Raw genomic sequence first — 22,072 nt, 5'->3', positions numbered from 1 at the left:
GCCAGCCACACCAGGCTGACTCCCTCCTCCGCACCTCCAGGGCACGCACCTGAACGCCGCTCGCCACGGGCGCCGACTTCGAGACAGGCCCTAGACGGCGAAGTCGAGCAGGGGCTGGGCGTTGCTCGGGTGGCGGAGCTTGGAGAGCGACTCCTTCTCGAGCTGGCGGATGCGCTCCCGGGTCAGGCCCAGGTGCTTGCCGATCTCGTCGAGGGTGCGCGGGGTGCCGTCGTAGAGGCCGAAGCGCATGGCCATGATCTTGGCTTCGCGCGGGGACAGGACGCCGAGGGCCCGGCGGAGCTGGTCGGCCATGAGCTGGCGGTCGACCAGGTCGGAGGCCTCGGGGCTGTCGGTGTCCTCGATGAGGTCGCCGATGCGGGTCTCGCCGTCCTCGCCGATGGTGGAGTCCAGGCTGATCGGCTGTCGGCTGGTGCGCAGGAGCTCGCGGACCTGGTCGGGGCTCTTGCCCATCTCCTCGGCCAGTTCCTCGTCGGTGGGTTCGCGGCCGAGCCGCTGGTGCATGTCGCGCTCGACCCGGGACAGCTTGGACAGCAGCTCCAGGACGTGGACGGGCAGCCGGATGGTCCGCGCGGAGTCGGCGAAGCCGCGCTGGATCGCCTGGCGGATCCACCACATCGCGTAGGTCGAGAACTTGTAGCCCTTGCTGTAGTCGAACTTCTCGACGGCGCGGATCAGCCCGAGGTTGCCCTCCTGGACGACGTCCAGCAGGGACAGGCCGCGGTCGGAGTACTTCTTGGCCACGGACACGACGAGCCGCAGGTTGGCCTCGAGCATGTGGGCCTTGGCCCGGTTGCCGTCCTCGACGACCCATTCGAGGTCCTCGCGGGTCGAGGCGGCCATGCGCTTGGGCGGGTTCTCGAGCTTGTACTCGGCGTACAGGCCGGCCTCGATGCGCTTGGCGAGGTCGACCTCCTGCTCGGCGGTGAGGAGCTGGCGGCGTCCGATGGCCTTCAGGTAGGTGTGGACGGAGTCGCCCATCACCGAGGTGTTGTCGTCGAGGTCCTTGGTGCTGACCTCGGTCTCCTCCTCCTCGACGGCCGTGGGGTCGAAGTCGGAGTCGTCGTCGCCGAGCTCGCCCTTGGCGGCCTTGACCGGCGTCTCCTCGGCGGGGGCGGCGGTCTTGGCGGTGGTCTTCTTGGTCGCGGTTCTGCGGGCCTTGGTCGCGGTGGGGGACAAGGCTTCGCCTCCTTCGATGACGGCCTTGGCATCGGCGCGCGCCGAGGCGGTCGTCCGGGTGACGGGGGACGCCTTGGCGGCGGCCGTCTTCCCGGCCGCGGGCTTGCGGGCCGCCGGGGCCCTGGGGGCTGCCTTGGGGGTGGTCTCGGCGGTGTCGGCGAGGCTGACGCCGCACTCCGCGAGCTCCTTGAGCAGCGAGCGCCCCTGGGCCGGGGTAATCCCGGCCTCTTCGAACGCCTGGCGGACCTCCGCCAGGGAGAGATGTCCCCGGGATCGGCCGAGCGTCAGCAACTCGTCGAGATGCGCGCTGCCGGACGCCTCGGCGCCCCGGTCTGCGGGCTGTTCCGAGGCGGACGTCGCTGCGGCCTTGCGAGGCATGGGGCGGTCCTTCCCTTCTGCGGTTCAATTTCGGTGCGCACTATCCGAAACGGTCGATCCTGTCCAGCTTGTTCCCGACCAGCGGAATCTTGACTTGTAGCCCTATTCCGGGCTGTCCGTTTTTTGGGCCTTCGGTCCCGTCGGACGAGAACTTACTTTGTAAAGGCGGCGGCCGTTGTGCGCGCGTCGGACCGGTCATCCGTGACCGGTCTGGCGAAGGTGAAACATGGTGCGCCGGGGCTTCGGCGGGCCGGCGGCCGTCTTCCGGCCGGTGAGGGCGGGCACGCGCCGCCGGATGACCGACAGAGATGAGACGTGCCGTCACCGCCGCGGGTTCACCTCGGCGGCTGTGACGGCCGGCGCAGCCGCCACGGAGGTGACGGCAGATCCTCCAACGCCTCAGGGGTCCCGGAGGTTCCCGGCCGCCGGAATCGCCGCCCGGATCGCGGACCTGCCGGTGAAGCCGAGACGCTCGTAGAGGCCGATGGCGGTGGTGTTCCAGTCGTCGACCATGAGGGCGACGGTGCCGTGCGCCGAGGCCAGCTCGCGGGCGGCGAATCCGCAGATCCGCCCGGCCAGCCCCGTGCCGCGGTGCGCGGGATGGACGGCGACGCCCGCGAGGTAGCCCACGGTGGGCGCGGAGGGCCCGTCGGCGGCCGTCGCGACGAGGGAGCCGTCGCGGTCGCGGATGCCGGCCCAGCGCCTCACGCGGTTCATGCCGGGCCAGGTGTAGGAGTCGGGGAAGGCGAGTTCGAGCAGGGCCTCGACCTCGGGCCACGCGCTCTCGTCCAGCCATCGGGCAGCGCCGGGCGGGCTGACGGGCCCACCGGTCGTCATCCAGCTCCAGGAGGGGGTGAGGGTCCAGGCGGGGTCGGCGCCGAACGCCTCGGCGATCAGGGCGGCTTCACCCAGCAGCCGGTACCCGGGCCGGGCGATCTCGGCGACGAGCTTCCGGACGGCGGGCACGGGCCCCTCGACGGCGATCCGGTCGTGGCGCACGAGGCCGGACACGGAGACGGCCACGGCCCCGCCGGAGCGGTGCACCGTGTGGTCGCCCTGCGCGGCCCACTCCAGCAGGGCCGGGCACGTGCCGTTCACGGCCGGCGGAGCCGTTCGCGGTCGGGCTTGCCGGAGGGCAGCAGCGGCAGTTCGGTGCGCAGGTCGAGTTCGCGGGGGGCGGCGTGCGCGGGCAGCGCCTCCCTGACGTGGGCGCGGACCTCCTCGAGGGTGAGGGGCGCGGAGGCGACGACGACCGCGGTGACGCGCTGGCCCCACTCGGGGTCGTCGCGGCCGACCACGACGACGTCCCGGACCGCCGGATGCCGGCCGATGACGGCGGCGACCTCGCCCGCGACGACCTTCTCCCCGCCGGTGTTGATGACGTCGTCCGCCCGGCCCCTGACCCGGAGCCGCCCGTCGCCGGTGAGCTCGCCGAGGTCCCCGGTGACGAACCAGCCACCGTCGAAGGAGGACGCGGTGAGGGCGGGGGCGAGGCGGTAACGGGAGAACAGGGCCGGTCCGGCGAGACGGATCCGGCCGTCGGCGGCGAGGGAGACCCGGACGCCGTCCAGGGGCACCCCGTCGTAGACGCAGCCGCCGCAGGTCTCGCTCATCCCGTAGGTCGTGAAGAGCCGGGCCCCGCGTCCGGCGGCCCGCTCCAGCAGCGCTGGGGAGGCGGCCGCCCCGCCGAGCAGGATCGAGGCGAAGGCGGACAGGTCGGCGCCGGCGTCGAGGAGGCGGTGGAGCTGGGTCGGGACGAGGGAGACGTGGACGTTCCCCGCCGCGGCGACGGACTCCAGGTCGAAGGCGGGGTGGATGACCGGTTCGGTGCCCGCGAGCAGGGCTCTGACCAGGACCTGGATTCCGGCGATGTGGCTGGTGGGCAGGCAGCAAAGCCAGCGGGAGCCCGGCGAGCCGACCCGGTCGAGCGTCGCGTGGGCGGAGGACTTGAGGGCGTCGGGGGAGAGTTCGACGATCTTGGGGACTCCGGTGGACCCCGAGGTCGCGATGAGGACGGCGGCGTCGGTGGGGACGGCTCCGTGCCTCGGCGACACGCCCGACTCGTCCTCGACGGCGGCCGGTTTCAGCGCGTCCAGGAGGGCGCTGTACGCGGCCTCCGGCAGACCGGGCGGGAGCGGGCACAGGGCGGGGCCGGTGCCGTCCAGCGCGGCTTCGAGTCGCGCGAGGAGGCGAGGACCGGGCGGCAGGACGACGGCGTGGACGCTTCTCATGACGATGATCAGGCTACCCGTGGCCTGAGGCGTTCCGGGAAGGCGCTTGAATAGGGGGATGGTCTCTGAGTTGTTCGACGCTGACGCGTGGAAGGAAGTCGAAGGGTTCGACTTCACCGACATCACCTACCACCGCGCGGTGGACCAGGGCACGGTGCGGATCGCGTTCAACCGCCCCGAGGTGCTGAACGCCTTCAGGCCGCACACGGTCGACGAGCTGTACCGGGCGCTGGACCACGCGCGCCTGACCGGGGACGTCGGGGTGATCCTCCTCACCGGGAACGGGCCCTCGCCCAAGGACGGCAAGTGGTCGTTCTGCTCCGGCGGTGACCAGCGGATTCGCGGCAAGGACGGCTACAAGTACTCCGAGACCGACACGGCGGCGGGCATCGACCCCGCACGGGCGGGCCGGCTGCACATCCTCGAGGTGCAGCGGCTGATCCGGTTCATGGGCAAGATCGTCATCTGCCTGGTGCCGGGCTGGGCGGCGGGCGGCGGGCACAGCCTGCACGTGGTGGCCGACCTGACGCTGGCCAGCCGGGAGCACGCGCGGTTCAAGCAGACCGACGCGGACGTGGCGAGCTTCGACGGCGGTTTCGGCTCGGCGTACCTGGCGCGTCAGGTGGGGCAGAAGTTCGCCCGGGAGATCTTCTTCCTGGGCGACACCTACACCGCCGAGGACGCCCATCGCATGGGCATGGTGAACGCGGTCGTCCCGCACGCCGACCTGGAGAAGGTCGCGCTCGAGTGGGCACGCAAGATCAACGGTAAGTCGCCGACGGCGCAGCGGATGCTGAAGTTCTCCTTCAACCTGATCGACGACGGACTGGTCGGGCAGCAGGTGTTCGCCGGCGAGGCCACGCGGCTGGCCTACGGGACGGCCGAGGCGGCCGAGGGCCGCGACCAGTTCCTGGAGAAGCGCGACCCCGACTGGTCGCCCTATCCCTGGTACAGCTGATGCGGGCGTTCTCCATCCCGATGCGCACCCGCTTCCGCGGGCTGACGCGGCGGGACGGCGCGCTGATCGAGGGCCCGGCCGGATGGGGCGAGTTCTCGCCCTTCGCCGAGTACGGGCCCGCCGAGGCGGCGCGGTGGCTGGCGGCGGCGCGGGAGGCGGCCTTCACGGGCTTTCCCGAGCCGCTCCGCGACCGGATCCCGGTGAACGTGACGGTCCCCGCCGTGGGGCCCGGGCGGGCGCGGGAGATCGTGCTGGCGAGCTCGGGGTGCCGGACGGCGAAGGTGAAGGTCGCCGAGCGCGGCCAGGACCACCGCGAGGACCTCGAACGGGTGGAGGCCGTCCGCGACGCCCTCGGCCCGGGCGGCCGGGTGCGGATCGACGTGAACGGCGGCTGGGACGTCGACACGGCGGTCCGGATGATCGGGATGCTGAATCGTTTCGATCTGGAGTACGTGGAGCAGCCGTGTGCCACGGTGGAGGAGCTCGCTCTGGTGCGGCGCCGGGTGGACGTGCCGGTCGCCGCGGACGAGTCGATCCGCCGGGCGGAGGATCCGTTCCTGGTGCGGAAGGCCGAGGCCGCCGACATCGCGGTGCTCAAGGTCCAGCCGCTCGGAGGGGTGGCGGCCGCCCTGGAGGTCGCCGAGCAGATCGGGCTTCCGGTCGTCGTGTCGAGCGCGGTGGAGACCTCGGTGGGCCTGGCGGCGGGGCTGGCTCTGGCCGCGGCGCTGCCGGTGCTGCCCTACGCGTGCGGCCTGGCGACCCTCCAGCTGCTGGAGGGCGACGTCGCGGCCGATCCGCTGACGGTCGAGGACGGAATGATCGCGGTGCGCCGTCCCTCGGTGGACGAGGCGGCGCTGGCGCGGTTCGAGGTGGATGCGGAAGGCTGGCGGCTGCGGGCCGAGCAGGCCGACGGCCACGGCAGATAAGACGGGGGAGTGCATGAATCCGGCGACGGCGCTGGCGACGGTCCTGGTGGACGAGCTGCTGCGGTGCGGAACGACCGACGTGGTGCTCGCGCCCGGTTCCCGGTCGGCGCCGCTGGCGCTCGCCCTGGACGAGGCGGAGCGCGCCGACCGGCTGCGGCTGCACGTGCGGATCGACGAGCGGTCGGCGTCGTTCCTGGCGCTGGGGCTGGCGAAACGGACGGGCCGCCCGGTCGTGCTGGTGTGCACTTCGGGGACGGCGGCGGCGAACTTCCATCCGGCCGTCATCGAGGCGTCGGAGTCGGGGGTGCCGCTGCTGGTGCTGACCGCCGACCGTCCGCCGGAGCTGCGGGGGACGGGCGCCAACCAGACCATCGACCAGGTGAAGCTCTACGGGTCGTCGGTGCGCTGGGTGGCCGAGGTCGGGGTGCCGGAGGAGCGGCCGGGGATGGTCGCCTACTGGCGGTCGATGGTGAGCCGGGCGTTCGGGATGTCGCTGGTGCCCGATCCCGGTCCCGTCCATCTGAACGTGGCCTTCCGCGAGCCGCTGATCCCCAGCGGGGACGACACGTGGTGCGAGCCCCTCACCGGCAGCGGCGCGTCGGCGTGGACCAAGGTGCGCGGCCCGTCGGCGGGCTCGGTGCTGCACGTGCCGCCGACGCGGCGCGGGGTGCTGGTCGTCGGTGACGGCGCGCTGAACGTCAAGCGGTACGTGGCGGCCGCGTCGATGGCGGGCTGGCCGGTGCTGTCGGAGCCGATCGGGAACGCCCGGTACGGCGACCACGCGATGTCGTCGCACCATTTCCTGCTGGGGGTGCCGGAGTTCGCCGAGCGGCACGAGCCGGAGGTGGTGGTGACGCTCGGAAAGCCGGGCCTGTCGAAGCCGCTGATGTCGATGCTGCGGCGGGCGCGGCAGCACATCGTGGTGACGCCCTCGCTGTCGCGGTGGGCCGACCCGATGCGGTCGGCGACGCAGGTGGCCCAGGAGGTCGAGATCCCGGTCGTGTCGGGCGACGACGGCTGGCTGAAGTCGTGGCGGTCGGCCGACCAGGCGGCCGCCGCGGCGGTCGACGAGGTGCTGGACGAGTCCGACGAGGTGAGCGAGCCGCGGCTGGCCCGCGACCTCGTGGCGACGGTGCCGGGGGGATCGCTGCTGTTCACGGCGGCGAGCATGCCGATCCGCGATCTGGACCAGACGATGCGGCCGCGGCGCGGGCTGCGGATCCTGGCCAACCGGGGTGCGAGCGGCATCGACGGGCTGGTGTCGACCGCGATGGGGATGGCACTGGGGCATTCGGGCAGGTCGTACGCGCTGCTGGGGGATCTGTCGTTCCTGCACGACCAGAACGGCCTGGTGGTGGGCCCGTACGAGCGGCGTCCCGACCTGGCCCTGGTCGTGGTGAACAACGACGGCGGGGGGATCTTCTCGCTGCTGCCCCAGGCGTCGCTGCGGGGCCCGTTCGAGCGGGTCTTCGGCACGCCGCACGGGGTGAACCTGGAGATGCTGGCGGCGGCGCACGGGGTGCCGTACACGCGGCTGGAGGCGGCTTCGGGGCTGGCGCGCGCCCTGTCGGGTGACGGCCTGCGCATCATCGAGGCGCGGACCGACCGTGAGGCGAACGCCGCACTCCACGCCCGGATGCGGCAGGCGGCGCAGAGCGCGGTCAAGGCAATCCTCTAGAAAAGCGTAATTTGTCCCTCTGTGGGGCATATGTCCGGTATAGGACATTGCCTTCCAGGGGGTTGCCGTGCGGCGCATCCTCGGCTTCGTGCTGACCGTCATGCTCTTCTTCGTGGGACTCGCCTCCCCTGGCCGCGCTCTCGCCGCAGAATCGGGGGCGTACGTGGCTGGCTCCAGCCGCCTGGATAGCCGAACCCTCGATCTGACGATCGTCTCGCCGAACGTCGATGGAGGCCGCCGGACGGTGCGTCTGCTGCTCCCGCCGGGCTGGTCGGCGACGGCCGACCGGACCTGGCCGACCCTGTGGTTCCTGCACGGCGGGTTCGACGACTACCGCTCCTGGTCGGACAAGACGGACCTGAAGGACGCCACGGCCGGCCGGGACGCCATCGTGGTCCTGCCGGACACCTCGTGGTGCAGCGCCTACAGCGACTGGTGGAACCACGGCTCGGGCGGGGCGCCGCGATGGGAGACCTACCTGACCGAGGACGTCGCGCAGATCCTGGAGCGCGGCTACCGGGCGTCCGCGGTGCGGGCGGTGGCGGGCAACTCGATGGGCGGGCTCGGCGCGCTGAAGCTGACGGCCGCGCACCCGGGGTTCTTCCGCGGCGCGGCCTCCTTCAGCGGCAATCTCGATCCGCTGCACTCGGGGCTCGGGGACGGCGGATACGACAAGCCGGGCCTGGCCTGCTGGGCGGACTGGACCCGGGTGTGGGGCGACCCCGAGATCCCGGCCCAGCGCGCCATCTGGGTCCGCAACGACCCCTACGAGCAGGCCCTGAGGCTGCGAGGTGCCGCCCTGTTCATCTCCTCGGGAGACGGGACGGGCGGTCTGCTGACCGACGTGGTGGAGCGGACCGTCGACCTGGAGTCCAAGGCCGTCGTGGCCCGGCTGAGGGGAGCGGGCGTGCCCGTGACCGCGCATTTCTACGCGCCCGGCACCCACGCCTGGTCGTACTGGCAGCGTGAGATGCACGCCGCGCTCCCCCTGCTCTTCACCTCCATGAACCTCTGAATCCCGCTACCAGAGCGCTCGCGGGACCGGCTCGTAGGTCTCGAACCGCATCGTGTAACCCGCGCGGCCCGAAGTGCGGCCGCGCAGGTCGCCGACGTAGCCGAACATCTCCGCCAGCGGGACGCTCGCCTCGACGATCCGCGCCCCGGAACGCTCGGACAGAGCCCTGACCTGACCGCGCCGGGCATTGATGTCGCCGATCACGTCGCCGAGATGCTCCTCGGGGGTGGTGACCTCGACGGCCATCACCGGTTCGAGCAGGACCGGGCCCGCCTGCGCCGCGGCCTCCCTGAAGGCCTGGGCGCCGGCGAGCCGGAAGGCCAGCTCCGAGGAGTCGATGACGTGGAAGTCGCCGTCGGTGAGGATGACGCGCACGCCCGTCATCTCGTGCCCGGCCAGGACGCCCGAGCGCAGGGCGTCCTGGCAGCCGAGATCGACCGAGGGGATGAACTCCCTCGGGATCCGGCCGCCGGTGACCTTGTTCACGAACTCGTACGGTGCGTCGGCGAGGGGTTCGAGCGTGAGCCTGACCCTCGCGTACTGCCCCTTGCCTCCCGTCTGCTTGCGGTGGGTGAAGGTGACGTCCTCGGCCCTGCGGGCGATGGTCTCCCGGTAGGCGACGCGCGGACGCCCGACGGCCGCCTCGACGCCGAACTCGTCCTTCATCCGCTCCACGAGGATCTCCAGATGGAGTTCGCCCATCCCGCCGAGGACGGTCTGCCCGGTGGCGGCGTCGGTGCGGATCCGGAAGGAGGGGTCCTCCTCGGCGAGCCGCTGGAGCGCGCTGCCGAGACGGTCGTGGTCGGCCTGGGAACGGGGTTCGACGGCGACCTCGAGCACCGGGTCGGGGAAGTCCATGGACTCCAGCACGACCGGGTGCCGCTCGTCGCAGAGGGTCTCGCCGGTGGTCGTCCGCTTGAGCCCGGCGACCGCGACGATGTCGCCCGCCTGAGCCGTGGTGATCTCCTCTCGTTTGTCGGCGCGCATGCGGTAGAGCTTGCTGATCCGTTCCTTCCCGCCCTTCACCGGGTTGAGGACGGTCGCGCCGGTCTCGAGGCGTCCGGTGTAGACGCGCACGAAGGTGAGCTTCCCGAGGTGCTGGTCGGTCGCGACCTTGAAGGCCAGGGCGCTCAGCGGTCCCTCGGTGGCTCCGGCGTCCTCGGGTGAGGGCAGGTAGCGGACGATCGCGTCGAGCAGGGGCTGGACGCCCTTGTTCTTGAACGCGGTGCCGCACAGGACGGGTGTGACGGTGGATCCCTCGCGGGAGAGCGTGGCGCGCCGGATGGCGGCGTGCAGCTCGTCCGCGGAGAGGGCCCGCCCGTCGAGATAGGCGTGCAGGGTGGGTTCGTCGTGGTCGGCGAGGGTCTCCACGAGGCGCGAACGCCAGCGCGTGGCCGTCTCGGCGAGCTCGGCCGGGATCGCGCTCGTGGTGTAGGCCGCGCCGAGGGGCGTGTCTGGCGACCAGACGAGCGCGGTCATGGCGACGAGGTCGACGACCCCGCGGAAACCCGCTTCGGCCCCGATGGGCAGCTGGACCACCAGGGGCACGGCTCCCAGGCGCTCCTCGATGGTGGCGAGGCACGCGTGGAAGTCGGCGCCCGTCCTGTCGAGCTTGTTGACGAAGCAGATCCGGGGAACGCCGTACCGGTCGGCCTGGCGCCACACCGTCTCGGACTGCGGCTCGACCCCGGCGACGCCGTCGAACACGGCCACGGCCCCGTCGAGCACCCGCAGGCAGCGTTCGACCTCGATGGTGAAGTCGACGTGGCCCGGGGTGTCGAGCAGGGTGATGGCGTGCTCGGTGCCGTCCAGGTTCCAGTGGCAGGTGACCGCGGCGCTCGTGATGGTGATGCCGTGGTCGCGTTCCTGCTTGGTGTAGTCCATGGTCGTGGTGCCGTCGTGGACCTCACCGATCTTGTGGGAGACGCCGGTGTAGTACAGGATCCGCTCGGTGGTCGTCGTCTTGCCGGCGTCGATGTGGGCCATGATGCCGATGTTGCGGACGGTGGCGAGCTTGCGCGTTGTGCCGACCATGAGCGTGCCTGTCTTCCTCGTGTGGACTACCGGATGTGGCTCCGAGTATCCGTTCGAGAAGATCGTCCGCGCACCTGGTTTTCAGAGCAGGCGGGAGCGCAGGGCGGCGGTGTCGTCGTCGGTCCAGCCCTGCGCGGTCAGCCAGCGGGCGGGGCCGCCGTGTTCCTCGTCGAGGCCGGCGAGGAACTTCTCCATGATCGACGCATGCGGGATGTGGCTGTCGTCCGGGCGCTTGTCGAGGTCGGCGGAGTAGGTGGGGCTCGCCTTGAGCCGGGCGAGGATGGCGGAGATCCGCTCACCGGTGGCGGCGTAGTCGGCGACGATGGCAGGCCGGGTGACGCCCGCGATGCCGAGGGCGAGCGCGACGACGACGCCGGTGCGGTCCTTCCCGGCGGCGCAGTGGACGATCGAGGCGCGGTCCTCGTGGGCGATGACGCGCAGGGCGTCGATGATCGAGTCAGGGCGGTCGCGCAGGTAGGCGTGGTAGAAGCCGACGGAGCGATGGGTGCGGCCGCCGTCGGCGGGACGTCGCTGCCAGGGGAGGACCTTGTCGACGTCCGCGGCGGCCTCGGGGTCGGCGTCGACGTCGGTCATCCGGCCGGCCTCGGCGAACAGCGACAGGTGGTGGTGGACGACGCCGGGGTGGCCGACCAGCGGTCCCGGGCCCTCGAGCCGGACCTCGGCGTTGCTGCGAAGGTCGATCACGTGGCCGAGGCCCTTGGCGCCGGTGAGAAGGGCGACGTCGGCGGGGGTGAGGCCCTGGAGGTTGTCGGAGCGGTAGAGATGTCCCGGCCGGGTGACGGCCCCGTCGTGGGTGGGGAGTCCGCCGAGGTCGCGGACGTTGACGGCGCCTTCGAGGGAGATCCAGCGGTTGTGCTCGCTCATGATCGGGAGCCTACCCGCTGGGTTCCCGGGCAGTATCATCTAGATCACGGCAGGGCGGCCTTTTGAACGGGTTCAACTCTTCGGTACTGTGGGGGTGTGAGTGTTGCCCTGGGAGCCTCGGAACGGCTGGTGGTCCGGACGGTACCGGTGGCGGGCCCGGTCGATCTGATCGGACGTCTGCCGCACCCGTCCGCGCTCGCGTGGATTCGGGGTGACGAGGGGCTGGTCGGCTGGGGTGAGGCGGTCAGGATCGCCGTTCCCGGCGGCGACGACAGGTTCGCCTGGGCCGGGCGCAGGCTGGAGGCGATCTTCGCCGCGGCCGAGGTCCATGATCCGCTGAGGGTCCCCGGGTCGGGTCCCGTCGCGTTCGGGGCCTTCGGTTTCGACGCCAAGAGCTCCGACAGCGTCCTGATCGTCCCGCGGACCGTCCTGGGCTGGCGCGACGGGCGGGCCTGGCTGACCACGATCGGCGAGCCCGAGGCCCTGACCCTGGTCCGTCCCCTGGTGGAGCCGGAGGGGATCGGCTGGACCGACGGCACCCTGTCGGCCCCCGAGTGGGGGAGCGCGGTCGGCGCCGCCGTCGAGCGGATCAGGGAGGGACGGCTGGGCAAGGTCGTCCTGGCCCGCGACCTGTGGGCCGAATCACGGCAGCCGCTGGACGCCCGCGTGCTGCTCAGACGCCTGTCGGACCGCTTCCCCGCCTGCTACACCTTCGCCGTCGACGGCCTCGTGGGCGCCACTCCGGAGCTGCTGGTGCGCCGGTCGGAGGAGACCATCGAGTCCCTGGTGCTGGCGGGCACGACCCCCAGAGGCCGTGACGCGGCCGAGGACGAGGTGCTGGCCGACCGGCTGCTGCACTCGCGCAAGGACCTCGACGAGCACGCCTACGCCGCCACGATGGTCCGGGAGGCCCTCACCCCGCTGTGCGACTCCCTGGACCTGCCCGACTCACCGGAACTGCTGCGGCTGGCCAACCTCCAGCATCTGGCCACGCCGGTGCGCGGCAGGCTGAACAGCGAGCGTTCGGTCCTGGACGTCCTGGCGGCCCTGCACCCGACCCCGGCGGTGGGCGGCACCCCGACCGACGTGGCCCTGGACCTGATCCGGGAGCTCGAGGTCATGGACCGTGCCCGATACGCCGGACCGGTGGGCTGGGTGGACGCCCGCGGCGACGGCGAGTGGGGGATCGCGCTGCGCTGCGCCCAGCTCGAGGGGAACCGGGCCCGGCTGTTCGCGGGCTGCGGGATCGTCGCCGAGTCGGTGCCGGAGGCGGAGCTGGCCGAGACCCAGACGAAGTTCCGGGCCATGCGCGAGGCCCTGGAGGGCTGAGCCCGCCCGCGCTCAGGGCTGGTCGCGGCCCAGCTTGGCGATGAAGTCGGCGACGGCCGGATCATGGCCCGCGGTGGCGGCGACCATGGCCACGAGCTGGCCGGACAGCCAGGGGACGAGCGCCTCCTTGGCCAGGGTGCGCTCCTGGAGCCAGGTCAGCAGGGCCCCCTCGCAGACCGCGACCCAACAGCGCAGGGTGAGCAGCAGGAACGGGCTGGGGTCGGCGATCTCCAGCCGCGCCAGGACCTCCGCGACGGCCGCGTGCCTGACCTCGTCGACCAGGGCCGCGGTCTCCGAGGTGGCGATGACCGAACCACTGCGCAGCAGGGCGATGTATCCGGCGGCGCGCTCCTCGGCGAAGCTCACGAACTCGCCGATGGTCGCCTCGAGCTGGTCGAGGAGATCGCCCTCGCGCTGGCGCTGGAGGCGTGCGACGAGGTCGTCGACGGCCGTGCGCAGGGCCGCGACGTAGATCTCCTCGATGTTGGAGAAGTAGCGGTAGACCAGGGCGCGGGAGACCTCGGCGTGCGCGGCGACGTCCTCCATGGTGACCCGCTCGGGGGTGTCCTTGCCGAACAGCTCGAGGGCGGAGTCGATGAGGGCCTGCTTGCGGTCCTCAGGGGCCATGCGGCGCGGGCGGTTGTCGGTCGTGGACGCCATGAATGCCTTGTCTCTGAATCGCCGGAGGTTCTGATCGCCGGGCGGCTCTGCTCGGGTCCGCTCGCGCCGCGGATCCTGGTGGGGGGAGATTACAGGTCGAGGGTGAGGTCGAGGCCGGTGGCCCGCGACACGCAGATCATCATCTCACTTCGGCGTTCGTCGTCTGTCAGGGCGTTGTCACGGTGGTCGGGCTCGCCGCCCAGGACCCTCACCCGGCACGTCCCGCAGAAACCCTGGCGGCAGGAGTAGGCCACGTCGGGGACGGCGTCGCGGATGGCGTCCAGGGCGGTGCGGCCGGCCGGGACGTGCACGGTGACGTTCTGGCGGGCCAGGCGCACCTCGAAGGGGCGCCCGCCGACCACGGGGGCGGGGGTGAACCGCTCGGAGTGGAAGGACAGGGCACGGCCGCGGACGGCGTCCCTGACCAGGCCGATGAGGGGGGCGGGGCCGCAGGCGTGGACGGTGGCTCCGGTGACGTCGGGCAGGAGCGCGGCGGAGGGCGGGCCGCCGAGGTCGTCGGTGCGCACGGTCACCCGGTCGCCGTGCGGCGCGAGCTCGTCCAGGAAGGGCAGCGCGGCGGCCGTCCGGCCGAGGTAGAGCAGGTGCCAGTCGGCGCCGCGGCGGGCCGCGGCCTGGACCATCGGCAGGATCGGGGTGATCCCGATGCCGCCGGCGACGAACACATGCCGGGCGGTCACGGCCAGCGGGAAGGCGTTGCGCGGCGGCGAGACCGTGAGCCTGCGCCCCTCGGCGAGGGCGTGGACCTCCCTCGACCCTCCGCCGCCGTCCTCGATGAGGCGGACGGCGATCCGGTAGGCGGTCCGGTCGCGGGGATCGCCGCACAGCGAGTACTGGCGGACCCGTCCGGAAGGCAGATGGACGTCGAGATGGCAGCCGGGCTGCCAGCCGGGGAGCGGACGCCCGGCGAGGTCGGCGAGGCGGACCGACACGACGCCGTCGGCCTCGGCCCGCACCGAGGTCACGACGACCTGGAGGGAGCGGTCGACGGGCCCCGCGGGGCGGCGTCCGCGGGCGGTGAGGCCCAGGAGCGGCGTCATGAGGTCGGAGAAGCGCCCGACGGCGGCCATGAGCGCGTCGGGGCCGCCCCGGCCGCGCAGTTCGGCGGGGAGCTTGGGCATCAGGCGTGGTGTCCGTGCTCGGCGGCCTGGGCCGCGGGGGAGGAGGCGAGATAGGCGACGGCCTGCTCGGTGGAGCCCTCCCGGGAGGGGTGGTACCGCGGCGAGTAGTAGGCGGCGATCTTCCGGTTGACGTGGCTGATGGCCGGGGTGACGCCGCGGGCCGCGGTGTCCTTGAGGTCACCGAGTTTCGGCCTGCTCAGATGCCGGAGCGCCGGATCGGTGGCGTAGAAGAACCGGACGCCCCGCCGCCAGAGCATGAGGAGCATGGGCCCGGTGATCGTCATGGCCTGGACGCGGCGCCGGTAGCGGCCGTCGACATGGGTGAACAGGTCGAAGGCGACGCTGCGGTGCTCGACCTCCTCGGCCCCGTGCCAGCGGAGCATGTCGAGCATCGTCGGGTCGGTCCCGGCCCGGTCGAGGCCGTCGGCGTTGAGGATCCAGTCGCCCATGAAGGCGGTGACGTGCTCGATCGCGGCGATGATCGCCAGCCGCTCGACGAGCCATTCGGTCGCGGTGCCTCCACGCAGGCCGGGACGGTCGCCGAGGACCCGGCCGAAGAACCACTCGACCTGGTCGGTGAAGGGCGTGCAGTCCAGGCCCGTGGCCGTGAAGTGCTCCAGGACGCCGGTGTGGGCCCTGGCGTGCATGGCCTCCTGGCCGATGAAGCCGAGGACGTCCCGGCGCAGCTTCTCGTCCTGGATGAGCGGCAGGGACTGCTTGAACACCTCGACGAACCAGCGTTCTCCCGCGGGCAGCAGCAGATGCAGCACATTCATGACATGGGTGGCCAGCGGCTCGCCCGGCACCCAGTGCGCGGGCAGGGAGGTCCAGTCGAAGTGGACGTCCCGGGCCTGGAGCACGAGATTGTCATCAAGGACGGGAGTCGTTTCCTTCAGCACCCCGCCATAGTAGACATGTTGTCAATAAATGCGGAAGCGGTTCGGAACGATGCGCGGCATGGGCACTTCGGGTGGTTACCCCCGACCCGTCCTGATCCGAGCCCGGAACCGGGTAGCCTCGCGACGCATGAGCAGAGGACGCCGCACCGCCGCAGGTCTGATCACCGCGGGTCTCGTCCTCACCGCAGGATGCGCCGGCGAGGACCCCCAGACGGCCCTCCCCCCGGTCGGGAACCTCGACCTCGCCCAGGCCTCGACCGCCGAGTGCCCCAAGGTCCCCGCGACCGGCGACGACCCCGCCAAGCAGGTCCGCGGCATGTGGATCTCCAGCGTGTACGGCGGGGACTGGCCCGGCGACCCGGAACTGAGCGTGGCGAAGAAGAAGGCCGGCTACCGCAAGCTGCTCGACCGGGCCAAGGCGATGCGCCTCAACACGGTCTTCATGCAGATCAGGCCCGCGGGCGACGCCTTCTACGCCTCCCCCTACGAGCCGTGGTCGGCGTGGCTGACCGGCAAGGCCGGCAAGGATCCCGGCTGGGACGTCCTGAAGTTCCTCATCGACGAGGCCCACGCCCGGGACCTGGAGTTCCACGCCTGGTTCAACCCCTACCGCGTCGGCCAGGACAACAAGCGCGCCCACCTCGCCCCGTCCAGCCCCGCCCGCAAGCACCCCGACTGGGTCCACGTCTACGGCAAGTACCTCTGGTACGACCCGGGCCTGCCCCAGGTCCGGGAACTGGCCCTCAACGCCGTCCTGGACGTCGTGCGCAAGTACGACGTGGACGGCGTCCACTTCGACGACTACTTCTACCCCTACCCGACCGGCAAGGACTTCCCGGACGCCAAGACCTTCAAGGCCTACGGGAAGGGTTACGCCTCCAAGGCCGCGTGGCGGCGCGCGAACGTCGACCAGCTCGTCCAGCGGGTCTCCGGCGAGGTCAAGAAGGCCAAGTCCTGGGTGAAGTTCGGGATCAGCCCGTTCGGGATCTGGCGGAACAAGCGCGACGACCCCGCCGGGTCGAACACCAAGGGCCTGGACTCCTACGCCGAGATCTACGGCGACACCCGCAAGTGGGTCAGGCAGCGCTGGCTCGACTACGTCCTGCCGCAGCTCTACTGGCCCATCGGTGACAAGGCCGCCGACTACCGCACCCTGGTCGCGTGGTGGGCGAACCTGGTCAAGGGGACCGGCGTCCAGCTGACGATCGGCCAGGCCGCCTACCGGATCGGCGAGGACAAGATCTGGAAGAAGCCGGACGAGCTGTCGCGCCATCTCACCCTCAACCGCAAGTACCCCGAGGTGCGGGGCGACGTGTTCTTCTCCGCGGCCGACGTCTCGGCCAACCGCGGCGGCTTCGGGAGCGTCCTGCTGCGCGATCACTACCGGACGCCCGCGCTGATCCCGCCGTCCAAGGGCGCCAAGGCCCCCGCGGCCCCGGCCGGCGTCAAGGTCAGCGGCGCGGCGGTGTCGTGGAAGGGGTCCAAGGGCGCGACGTCCTACGCCGTCTACCGGCGCTCCGGCAAGGCCGCCGCGTGCGGCACCGTCCGCCCGGCCGACCTGATCGGCACCACCCGGGGAACCTCCTTCACCGACACCGGACGGCCGTCGGGGACGGTCACCTACACGGTCACCGCGCTCGACCGCGGACACGCCGAGTCGGCTCCGGCACGCACGGTGACGGCCGCTCGATGATCTGTCCGATTGCCGACCTGAAGTGAGGATAGAAACCGCGCGGGCGGGGGAAGAAGCAACCAATGTGACCCCCGGAGGTGCGGTATGGCGCTCTCGATGGATGAGGAGCGGATCCTCACAGAGATCGCGTCGCGGCTGAGCCACGATGATCCAAGGCTGGCCGAGAGGCTGGAGCGATTCGGTAAGAGCCGTCGGAGCAGGCGCGAGCGGATCGTCGTGGCGGTGATCGTCGCGGTCGTGGGCCTGGTGGCCGCGTTCGGCACCGCGGTAGCGATCTTCTTCTCGCAGTAAGAGGCCGGGAACGCAGAAGGCCCTCATCCGGGACTCCCGGTGAGGGCCTTGAGCATGCCTAGGCCGGTGTGGTGGTCACCTCTCGGCGATATGCACAACGCGGCTCCAGCCGAACGGTATTCCGCGAAGGCGTTTGTTGAGGCCCGGGGACACAAATCCACACCGGCACGTCCACTCTAACGGTTCTGGAGGGGTGCCTGTTCCCGCTGACGCCTTGGAAACGATCAGGTGACTCACATCACGTACTCCGCCTGACACAATCGCGCGTCCCTGTTGTGAAGGTCGCACTGAATGTCGGCCCTGGGGTGTCGGGAGGACCCGTGCCGGGAATGGACGCGCCACACAAGTCTTCCGTTTCGGCCAGACCTGAACGAGATGCAATTTTCTTCTGCGTGAGCGGGAACATGCGTAGGGGAGACCACCACATCGGACTCGGGCAGGGCGCACGTCGATCGGGAGGAGGCGGGCAGTGGACGCACAGCGGCAGCCGCTCGGAGTGATCGGCAGGGCGCCTGGGGGCGACGCCCGCGCCGTGGCCTGGGAGTTCCCCGCCGACCTGCGCGCACCGTCGCGGGCGCGCAACCTCACCCGCGGCGAGCTCGCCGCCTGGAAGCTGACCGACTCCGCCGACATCGACGACGTGGTCCTCATCGTCGACGAGCTCGTCGCCAACGCGGTGGTGCACGGCCGCGGGCCCATCCGGCTGCGGCTGCTGCTCGACGGCCTCATGCTCCGCGGCGAGATCAGCGACCACAGTCCCGTCGCGGCGCCCACCAACACCCGCACCAGCCGCGAGGAGGACGCCGAGGACGGCCGGGGGCTCCTGCTGGTCGCGGCGCTCGCCGCCGCCTGCGGCAGCACCCCCACGGGGCCGGGGAAGACCGTCTGGTTCCAGTTCCTGCTCACCGGCCTGGCCCCCTGACGGCTCAGCCGAGCAGGGGGCAGACCAGCACCAGCCGCTCGTCGGGATCGTCATCGGCCGACTCCTCGGGTTCCGGGGGCTCGGCCAGGCGGTCCAGATGCCACTCCACGTGGAACAGCGGTCCGTGCCAGCCCGCCACCAGGTCCGCCAGGGGGCGGTGGCGGCCCGGCGTGGCCGGATCGGGGACGGGGTCGGTCCACCAGGCGTCCGGAGAGTCGTGCACCCAGTGCGCGGCGCCGTCCAGGACGTCGTCCAGATCGCGGGCCAGCTCGCCGAAGGACCGGACGGCCATGGCGTCCTGGATCATCCGCTCGCGGACCTCGAAGGCCTGCTCCCGGTCGAAGTCGGCGGGAAAGGCCGGTCGGCGGCCGAAGAAGCGCAGCTCCTCGCCCGTGCTCACCGACCGGACCGCCGCGACCTGCCAGCGCGTCCACTCCGCGAGATGCCCCAGCACCGCCCGCAACCGGGCCGCGCCCTCGGCGGAGGAGGCCACCGCGGCCTCCGTCTCGGCCAGGCGCAGCCGCACGTGCCGGATCCGGTCCAGGGTCCACGCCCGGGCCCTGGCCGGGGTCGAGCGGTCGGGCGCGGCCCGCGGGGCCGGGACCCGCAGGCTCGCGAGCAGCTCGTCGACCGGCCGCAGGCCCGCCTCCGCCCCGGTCAGCACCGCGGCGGAGATGCGGTCCAGGCGGAACAGCCGCGGCCCCTCCCGCAGCCGGCACCACCCCACCAGGTACTCCCCGTAGGGCGCCACGACGAGGCCGCCGGCCTCCACGTCCCGTGTGGTCCGCTCGCCCTCCACGTCCACATAGACGATCCGCACGACCCGCTGCCCCCGGACGGCCTCGGCGATCGTCAGGGGGACCGGAGCGGCCACGGAGGCGGCCTCGTCCATCGGCTCGCCCGGCGGCAGCGGCTCCAGGACCACCCCACGGCCCTTGTCGTGCCGCAGCGGCAGCCCGCCGGCCTCCAGCTCCGCGAGGTCCTTGCGGAGGGTGTCCCGGCCGACCCTCAGGTCGTGGGCGAGGTCGCCGGGCGCGACCGCGCCGGGCGAGGCCTCCCGCAACCGCGCCACCAGCTCGAGCAACCGATCGCGTCGCGAGTCCATATCCGCATCATCACCAGAGCGGGCCCGATCTAACGGGAAATCACAACGATGTAACTCTGAGGGAGGAAACTCTGAGGACGTCAGGCCGCGACGGGGACCGGCGACGGGCGCGGCTCGACCGATCTCTGCGCGATGTAGGCGCCGCTCAGCACGACCACCCCGCCGGCCACCTGGAAGGCCGTCAGATGCTCGCCCAGGACCACCCAGGCGATGACGGTGGCGGCGACCGCCTCGGTGTAGCCGATCGCCGCGGCGGGCTGCGCGTCGAGGAGCTGGACCGCCCAGCAGCCCGTCACGTAGGCCACCACCGTGCTGACGACGATCACCCACAGGGCCAGTGCCCACGCGGGCGCCGTTCCCGTGCCGAAGGCCACCGTGTCGCCCAGCACGTGCCACGGGGCGTTCCACGGAGCCGCCACGACCGCGAGGACCGGCGCGCCCACCACCATGCCGCCCGCCGTCATCACCAGCGGATCGACCTGGCCCGTCATGCCCTCCACCAGAAGGAAGTAGGCCGCCTGGCAGGCTGCGGACCCCAGCCCCGCCGCCAGCCCGATCGCGTCGAGGGAAAGGCCCGACCAGACCTCCACCACGCAGGCCAGCCCGACGACCGCCACCGCGATCCCCGCCGCCGCGCCGCGCCGCACCGGGGCCCGCCGCACCACCCCGACCCAGAGCAGCAGCACGACGGGGCCGGTGAACTCCAGCAGGCTGGCGATCCCCACGGGAAGCCGCGAGGCGGCCACGAAGAACAGGGCCTGGCAGCCGACGACACCGGTCAGCCCGTAGGCCACCACCCGGCCCGCGTGCGGACGCGCGGCGGAGAACCCGCGCGGTCCCCGCATCGCCAGCGCCAGCGGCAGCAGGATCAGGGCGGCGCCCGCGATCCGCAGCCACGCGGCCTGGAGCGGGGAGAATCCGGCGCCTATCAGCGCCTTGCCGAACGGTCCCGAAGCGCCGAAGCACAACGACGACAGCACCGCCCACAGCACGCCCCGCTTCACCCTGCCTCCTTAAGGAGCGAAATCCAAGACGGTCATTACATCTCAAGAACACCGGGGGCGCCATACCGGGCAGACGCCGCGAAGGCGACTACTATGCGGACGGTGACATGGCAGACCACCGGCAGCCCCTCCACCGACCCCTTCGCCAAGGCCGAGGCCGACGTCCACGCGATGACGTCGCACACCTGGTGGCAGACGGCGACACCAGCGCAACGGGCCGAGCAGATCACCTCCACCCTGCTCGCGGGGCCCGGCGAGTGGTGGCTGTTCGGATCCTGGGGCCGCTGGTACCGGTCGGGCCTGGACGGGCAGTGGTTCCCCGCCCCGCCGCCCATGGACATCGCCACCCGCCTGACCCTGGCGCCCGCGCCGCCCGGCATCGGCAACCCGCCCGTCCCGCCCCAGCTGATCCCCACCGGGGCCGACGTGAACTCCGGCCCGATGGCCAACGCCGGGCTCCTCGCCGACGGGCCGTCCGCCGAGCTCGTCGCCGCCATCCAGCGGTCCTTCATCGCCGCGACCGCCGTGAACCCCGAGCAGTTCGCCCAGAACGACCCGGCGTTCGCCCCCGGCACCCCGAGCACCGTCGCCGCCCTGTGGGGCGCGGTCCTGTTCGCCGCCGGCACCCCGGTCGTGCTGGCCGAGCACCCGCTCGTGGCGATGTTCGCCCACTACCTGACCGTCCCGGCCGACCAGCTGCGCTGGATGGTCCCGCCCGATCTGACCAGGCTGGCGACCTACTACACCGACCGGCTCGCCGCCCGCGACCCCGTCGGCGCCGGCTATCTGGTGCGCATCATGGGCGAGGCCGCCATGATCCTCCAGGCCGATCCGGCGTTCAATCCCGGTGCCGCCGCCCTGGCCGCCATCTGCGCGGGGACCCAGCAGTACGCCCAGGCGGATCTGCAGGCCGTCCAGTACGGGCCGCAGCACGTCACCCGCGAGTGGCTGCGCCGCTGCCCCGCCGAGCACGCCGCGCCGATCGTCCGGGAGGCCTCGCCCGGGGAGTACCTGCGGCTGGCGCTCTACGACCTGGCACAGATCATCTCCGGGCTCTCCGAGACCCCCCAGCACCCCAACGACCTGCGCCGCAGTGCCGCCGCTGTTTTCGCCGCCGATCTGCAGACCATTCCGCAGGCCGTCCCGGCGGTCCTGCCCTGGCTCGACCCCGAGAGCGCCCGCACCGTCCAGGAGGTCCTCGGGCAGGCCGGGCACCCGCTGCGCGAGCTGTTCCCCCAGGGCGTCCGGCTGCCCGCCCGGCTGTCGTCCAGCGATCCGGCCAAGATCCGCGCGCTCCTGGCCACCAGCCACTCCCTCGCGATGACGGCCTGCCGCCTCGGCCAGGTCCGCCCGGCCCACCTCGAGTTCGTCGTCCCGGCCGCGTGCGCCGCCGAGCTCGGAACCCCGGCGCTGCAACGGCCCAAGGCCACCGGCGAGCTCACCGCCTGGGAGATCATCGAGGCGGCCCGCCAGCACCTCGCCGACGAACGGGCCGCGACCCGCCCCTCGCCGGTCGAGCCCCCGCCCGTGGCGAGCCCGCAGCCTCCGCCGGTCGTCCCCAGCGACGACGACCCGTTCGCGACCCGTCCGGGCCGCGCGTCCGCCCCGCCGCCCGTGGCGCCGCCGCCCACGGTTCCCGCCCCCGCGCCCGCGGGTGACGTTCTCCAGGAACGGCAAGTCGGAGGCCAAGCGGTCTTAGGAAGACAATCTCACACATCAAATCCTTTG

At 72.2% G+C, this 22,072-nt stretch carries 18 protein-coding genes; 8 read left to right on the top strand and 10 right to left on the bottom strand.

Features of this window, described 5'->3' with window-relative positions:
- Positions 1–90 precede the first annotated feature (90 nt).
- The 3 genes from ABD785_RS00095 to ABD785_RS00085 all read right to left on the bottom strand — a co-directional run bounded on the left by ABD785_RS00095 (position 91) and on the right by ABD785_RS00085 (position 3,806).
- Complete coding sequence (locus tag ABD785_RS00095; RefSeq protein WP_344821003.1) at positions 91–1,575, bottom strand: RNA polymerase sigma factor; 1,485 nt, start codon at positions 1,573–1,575, stop codon at positions 91–93.
- A 399-nt stretch (positions 1,576–1,974) separates the two neighbouring features.
- On the bottom strand, positions 1,975–2,673 hold the full coding sequence (locus tag ABD785_RS00090) for a GNAT family N-acetyltransferase (RefSeq protein WP_344821002.1): 699 nt from the start codon (positions 2,671–2,673) through the stop codon (positions 1,975–1,977).
- Positions 2,670–3,806 (bottom strand): AMP-binding protein, encoded by a 1,137-nt coding sequence (locus ABD785_RS00085; protein WP_344821001.1) that lies wholly within the window; start codon positions 3,804–3,806, stop codon positions 2,670–2,672. The genes ABD785_RS00090 and ABD785_RS00085 overlap by 4 nt, the downstream gene beginning before the upstream one ends.
- A gap of 58 nt (positions 3,807–3,864) precedes the next feature.
- Here ABD785_RS00085 and ABD785_RS00080 point away from each other — a divergent pair, with 58 nt between their 5' ends.
- The 4 genes from ABD785_RS00080 to ABD785_RS00065 all read left to right on the top strand — a co-directional run bounded on the left by ABD785_RS00080 (position 3,865) and on the right by ABD785_RS00065 (position 8,383).
- A complete protein-coding gene (locus tag ABD785_RS00080) occupies positions 3,865–4,764 on the top strand; it encodes a 1,4-dihydroxy-2-naphthoyl-CoA synthase (protein WP_344821000.1) in 900 nt (299 codons plus the stop codon).
- A complete protein-coding gene (locus tag ABD785_RS00075) occupies positions 4,764–5,690 on the top strand; it encodes an o-succinylbenzoate synthase (RefSeq protein WP_344820999.1) in 927 nt (308 codons plus the stop codon). The genes ABD785_RS00080 and ABD785_RS00075 overlap by 1 nt, the downstream gene beginning before the upstream one ends.
- Before the next feature lie 13 nt (positions 5,691–5,703).
- A complete protein-coding gene (gene menD / locus ABD785_RS00070) occupies positions 5,704–7,368 on the top strand; it encodes a 2-succinyl-5-enolpyruvyl-6-hydroxy-3-cyclohexene-1-carboxylic-acid synthase (protein ID WP_344820998.1) in 1,665 nt (554 codons plus the stop codon).
- Between the two features lie 67 nt (positions 7,369–7,435).
- Positions 7,436–8,383 carry an alpha/beta hydrolase gene (locus ABD785_RS00065; RefSeq protein ID WP_344820997.1) on the top strand — a complete coding sequence of 316 codons (948 nt, stop codon included), beginning with the start codon at positions 7,436–7,438 and terminating at the stop codon, positions 8,381–8,383.
- Between the two features lie 6 nt (positions 8,384–8,389).
- Here ABD785_RS00065 and fusA read toward each other — a convergent pair whose 3' ends face one another.
- Positions 8,390–10,417: an elongation factor G gene (fusA, locus tag ABD785_RS00060; RefSeq protein ID WP_344820996.1), complete on the bottom strand. Its 2,028-nt coding sequence runs from the start codon at positions 10,415–10,417 to the stop codon at positions 8,390–8,392.
- A gap of 81 nt (positions 10,418–10,498) precedes the next feature.
- Positions 10,499–11,302, bottom strand: coding sequence for a tyrosine-protein phosphatase (locus ABD785_RS00055; RefSeq protein WP_344820995.1), 804 nt, complete (start codon positions 11,300–11,302; stop codon positions 10,499–10,501).
- Between the two features lie 96 nt (positions 11,303–11,398).
- Here ABD785_RS00055 and ABD785_RS00050 point away from each other — a divergent pair, with 96 nt between their 5' ends.
- Complete coding sequence (locus ABD785_RS00050; RefSeq protein ID WP_344820994.1) at positions 11,399–12,631, top strand: isochorismate synthase; 1,233 nt, start codon at positions 11,399–11,401, stop codon at positions 12,629–12,631.
- A gap of 12 nt (positions 12,632–12,643) precedes the next feature.
- Here the strand turns inward: ABD785_RS00050 and ABD785_RS00045 are convergent, their stop codons facing one another.
- The 3 genes from ABD785_RS00045 to ABD785_RS00035 all read right to left on the bottom strand — a co-directional run bounded on the left by ABD785_RS00045 (position 12,644) and on the right by ABD785_RS00035 (position 15,329).
- Complete coding sequence (locus tag ABD785_RS00045) at positions 12,644–13,291, bottom strand: TetR/AcrR family transcriptional regulator (protein WP_344820993.1); 648 nt, start codon at positions 13,289–13,291, stop codon at positions 12,644–12,646.
- 89 nt (positions 13,292–13,380) lie between these two features.
- The gene (locus tag ABD785_RS00040) at positions 13,381–14,430 is read right to left on the bottom strand and encodes a PDR/VanB family oxidoreductase (RefSeq protein ID WP_344820992.1); all 1,050 of its coding nucleotides are present in this window, start codon (positions 14,428–14,430) and stop codon (positions 13,381–13,383) included.
- Positions 14,430–15,329 (bottom strand): metal-dependent hydrolase, encoded by a 900-nt coding sequence (locus ABD785_RS00035; protein ID WP_344820991.1) that lies wholly within the window; start codon positions 15,327–15,329, stop codon positions 14,430–14,432. The genes ABD785_RS00040 and ABD785_RS00035 overlap by 1 nt, the downstream gene beginning before the upstream one ends.
- Before the next feature lie 127 nt (positions 15,330–15,456).
- Here ABD785_RS00035 and ABD785_RS00030 point away from each other — a divergent pair, with 127 nt between their 5' ends.
- The 3 genes from ABD785_RS00030 (at position 15,457) to ABD785_RS00020 (ending at position 18,235) form a co-directional block, all read left to right on the top strand.
- The gene (locus tag ABD785_RS00030; RefSeq protein WP_344820990.1) at positions 15,457–17,022 is read left to right on the top strand and encodes a glycoside hydrolase family 10-like protein; all 1,566 of its coding nucleotides are present in this window, start codon (positions 15,457–15,459) and stop codon (positions 17,020–17,022) included.
- Between the two features lie 84 nt (positions 17,023–17,106).
- The gene (locus ABD785_RS00025; RefSeq protein WP_344820989.1) at positions 17,107–17,313 is read left to right on the top strand and encodes a DUF3040 domain-containing protein; all 207 of its coding nucleotides are present in this window, start codon (positions 17,107–17,109) and stop codon (positions 17,311–17,313) included.
- Between the two features lie 469 nt (positions 17,314–17,782).
- Positions 17,783–18,235, top strand: coding sequence for an ATP-binding protein (locus ABD785_RS00020; protein ID WP_344820988.1), 453 nt, complete (start codon positions 17,783–17,785; stop codon positions 18,233–18,235).
- A 4-nt stretch (positions 18,236–18,239) separates the two neighbouring features.
- Here ABD785_RS00020 and ABD785_RS00015 read toward each other — a convergent pair whose 3' ends face one another.
- Together ABD785_RS00015 and ABD785_RS00010 are read right to left on the bottom strand one after the other, a co-directional pair.
- Positions 18,240–19,340 carry a helix-turn-helix transcriptional regulator gene (locus ABD785_RS00015; protein WP_344820987.1) on the bottom strand — a complete coding sequence of 367 codons (1,101 nt, stop codon included), beginning with the start codon at positions 19,338–19,340 and terminating at the stop codon, positions 18,240–18,242.
- Between the two features lie 80 nt (positions 19,341–19,420).
- Positions 19,421–20,344: an EamA family transporter gene (locus tag ABD785_RS00010; protein WP_344820986.1), complete on the bottom strand. Its 924-nt coding sequence runs from the start codon at positions 20,342–20,344 to the stop codon at positions 19,421–19,423.
- Positions 20,345–22,072: the final 1,728 nt, after the last annotated feature.

It is taken from the genome of Actinocorallia longicatena (assembly GCF_039534125.1).
GTDB lineage: Bacteria > Actinomycetota > Actinomycetes > Streptosporangiales > Streptosporangiaceae > Actinocorallia > Actinocorallia longicatena.
Note: the sequence above shows the minus strand (reverse complement) of the source record. Positions and strands in the feature narration are given on the sequence as shown.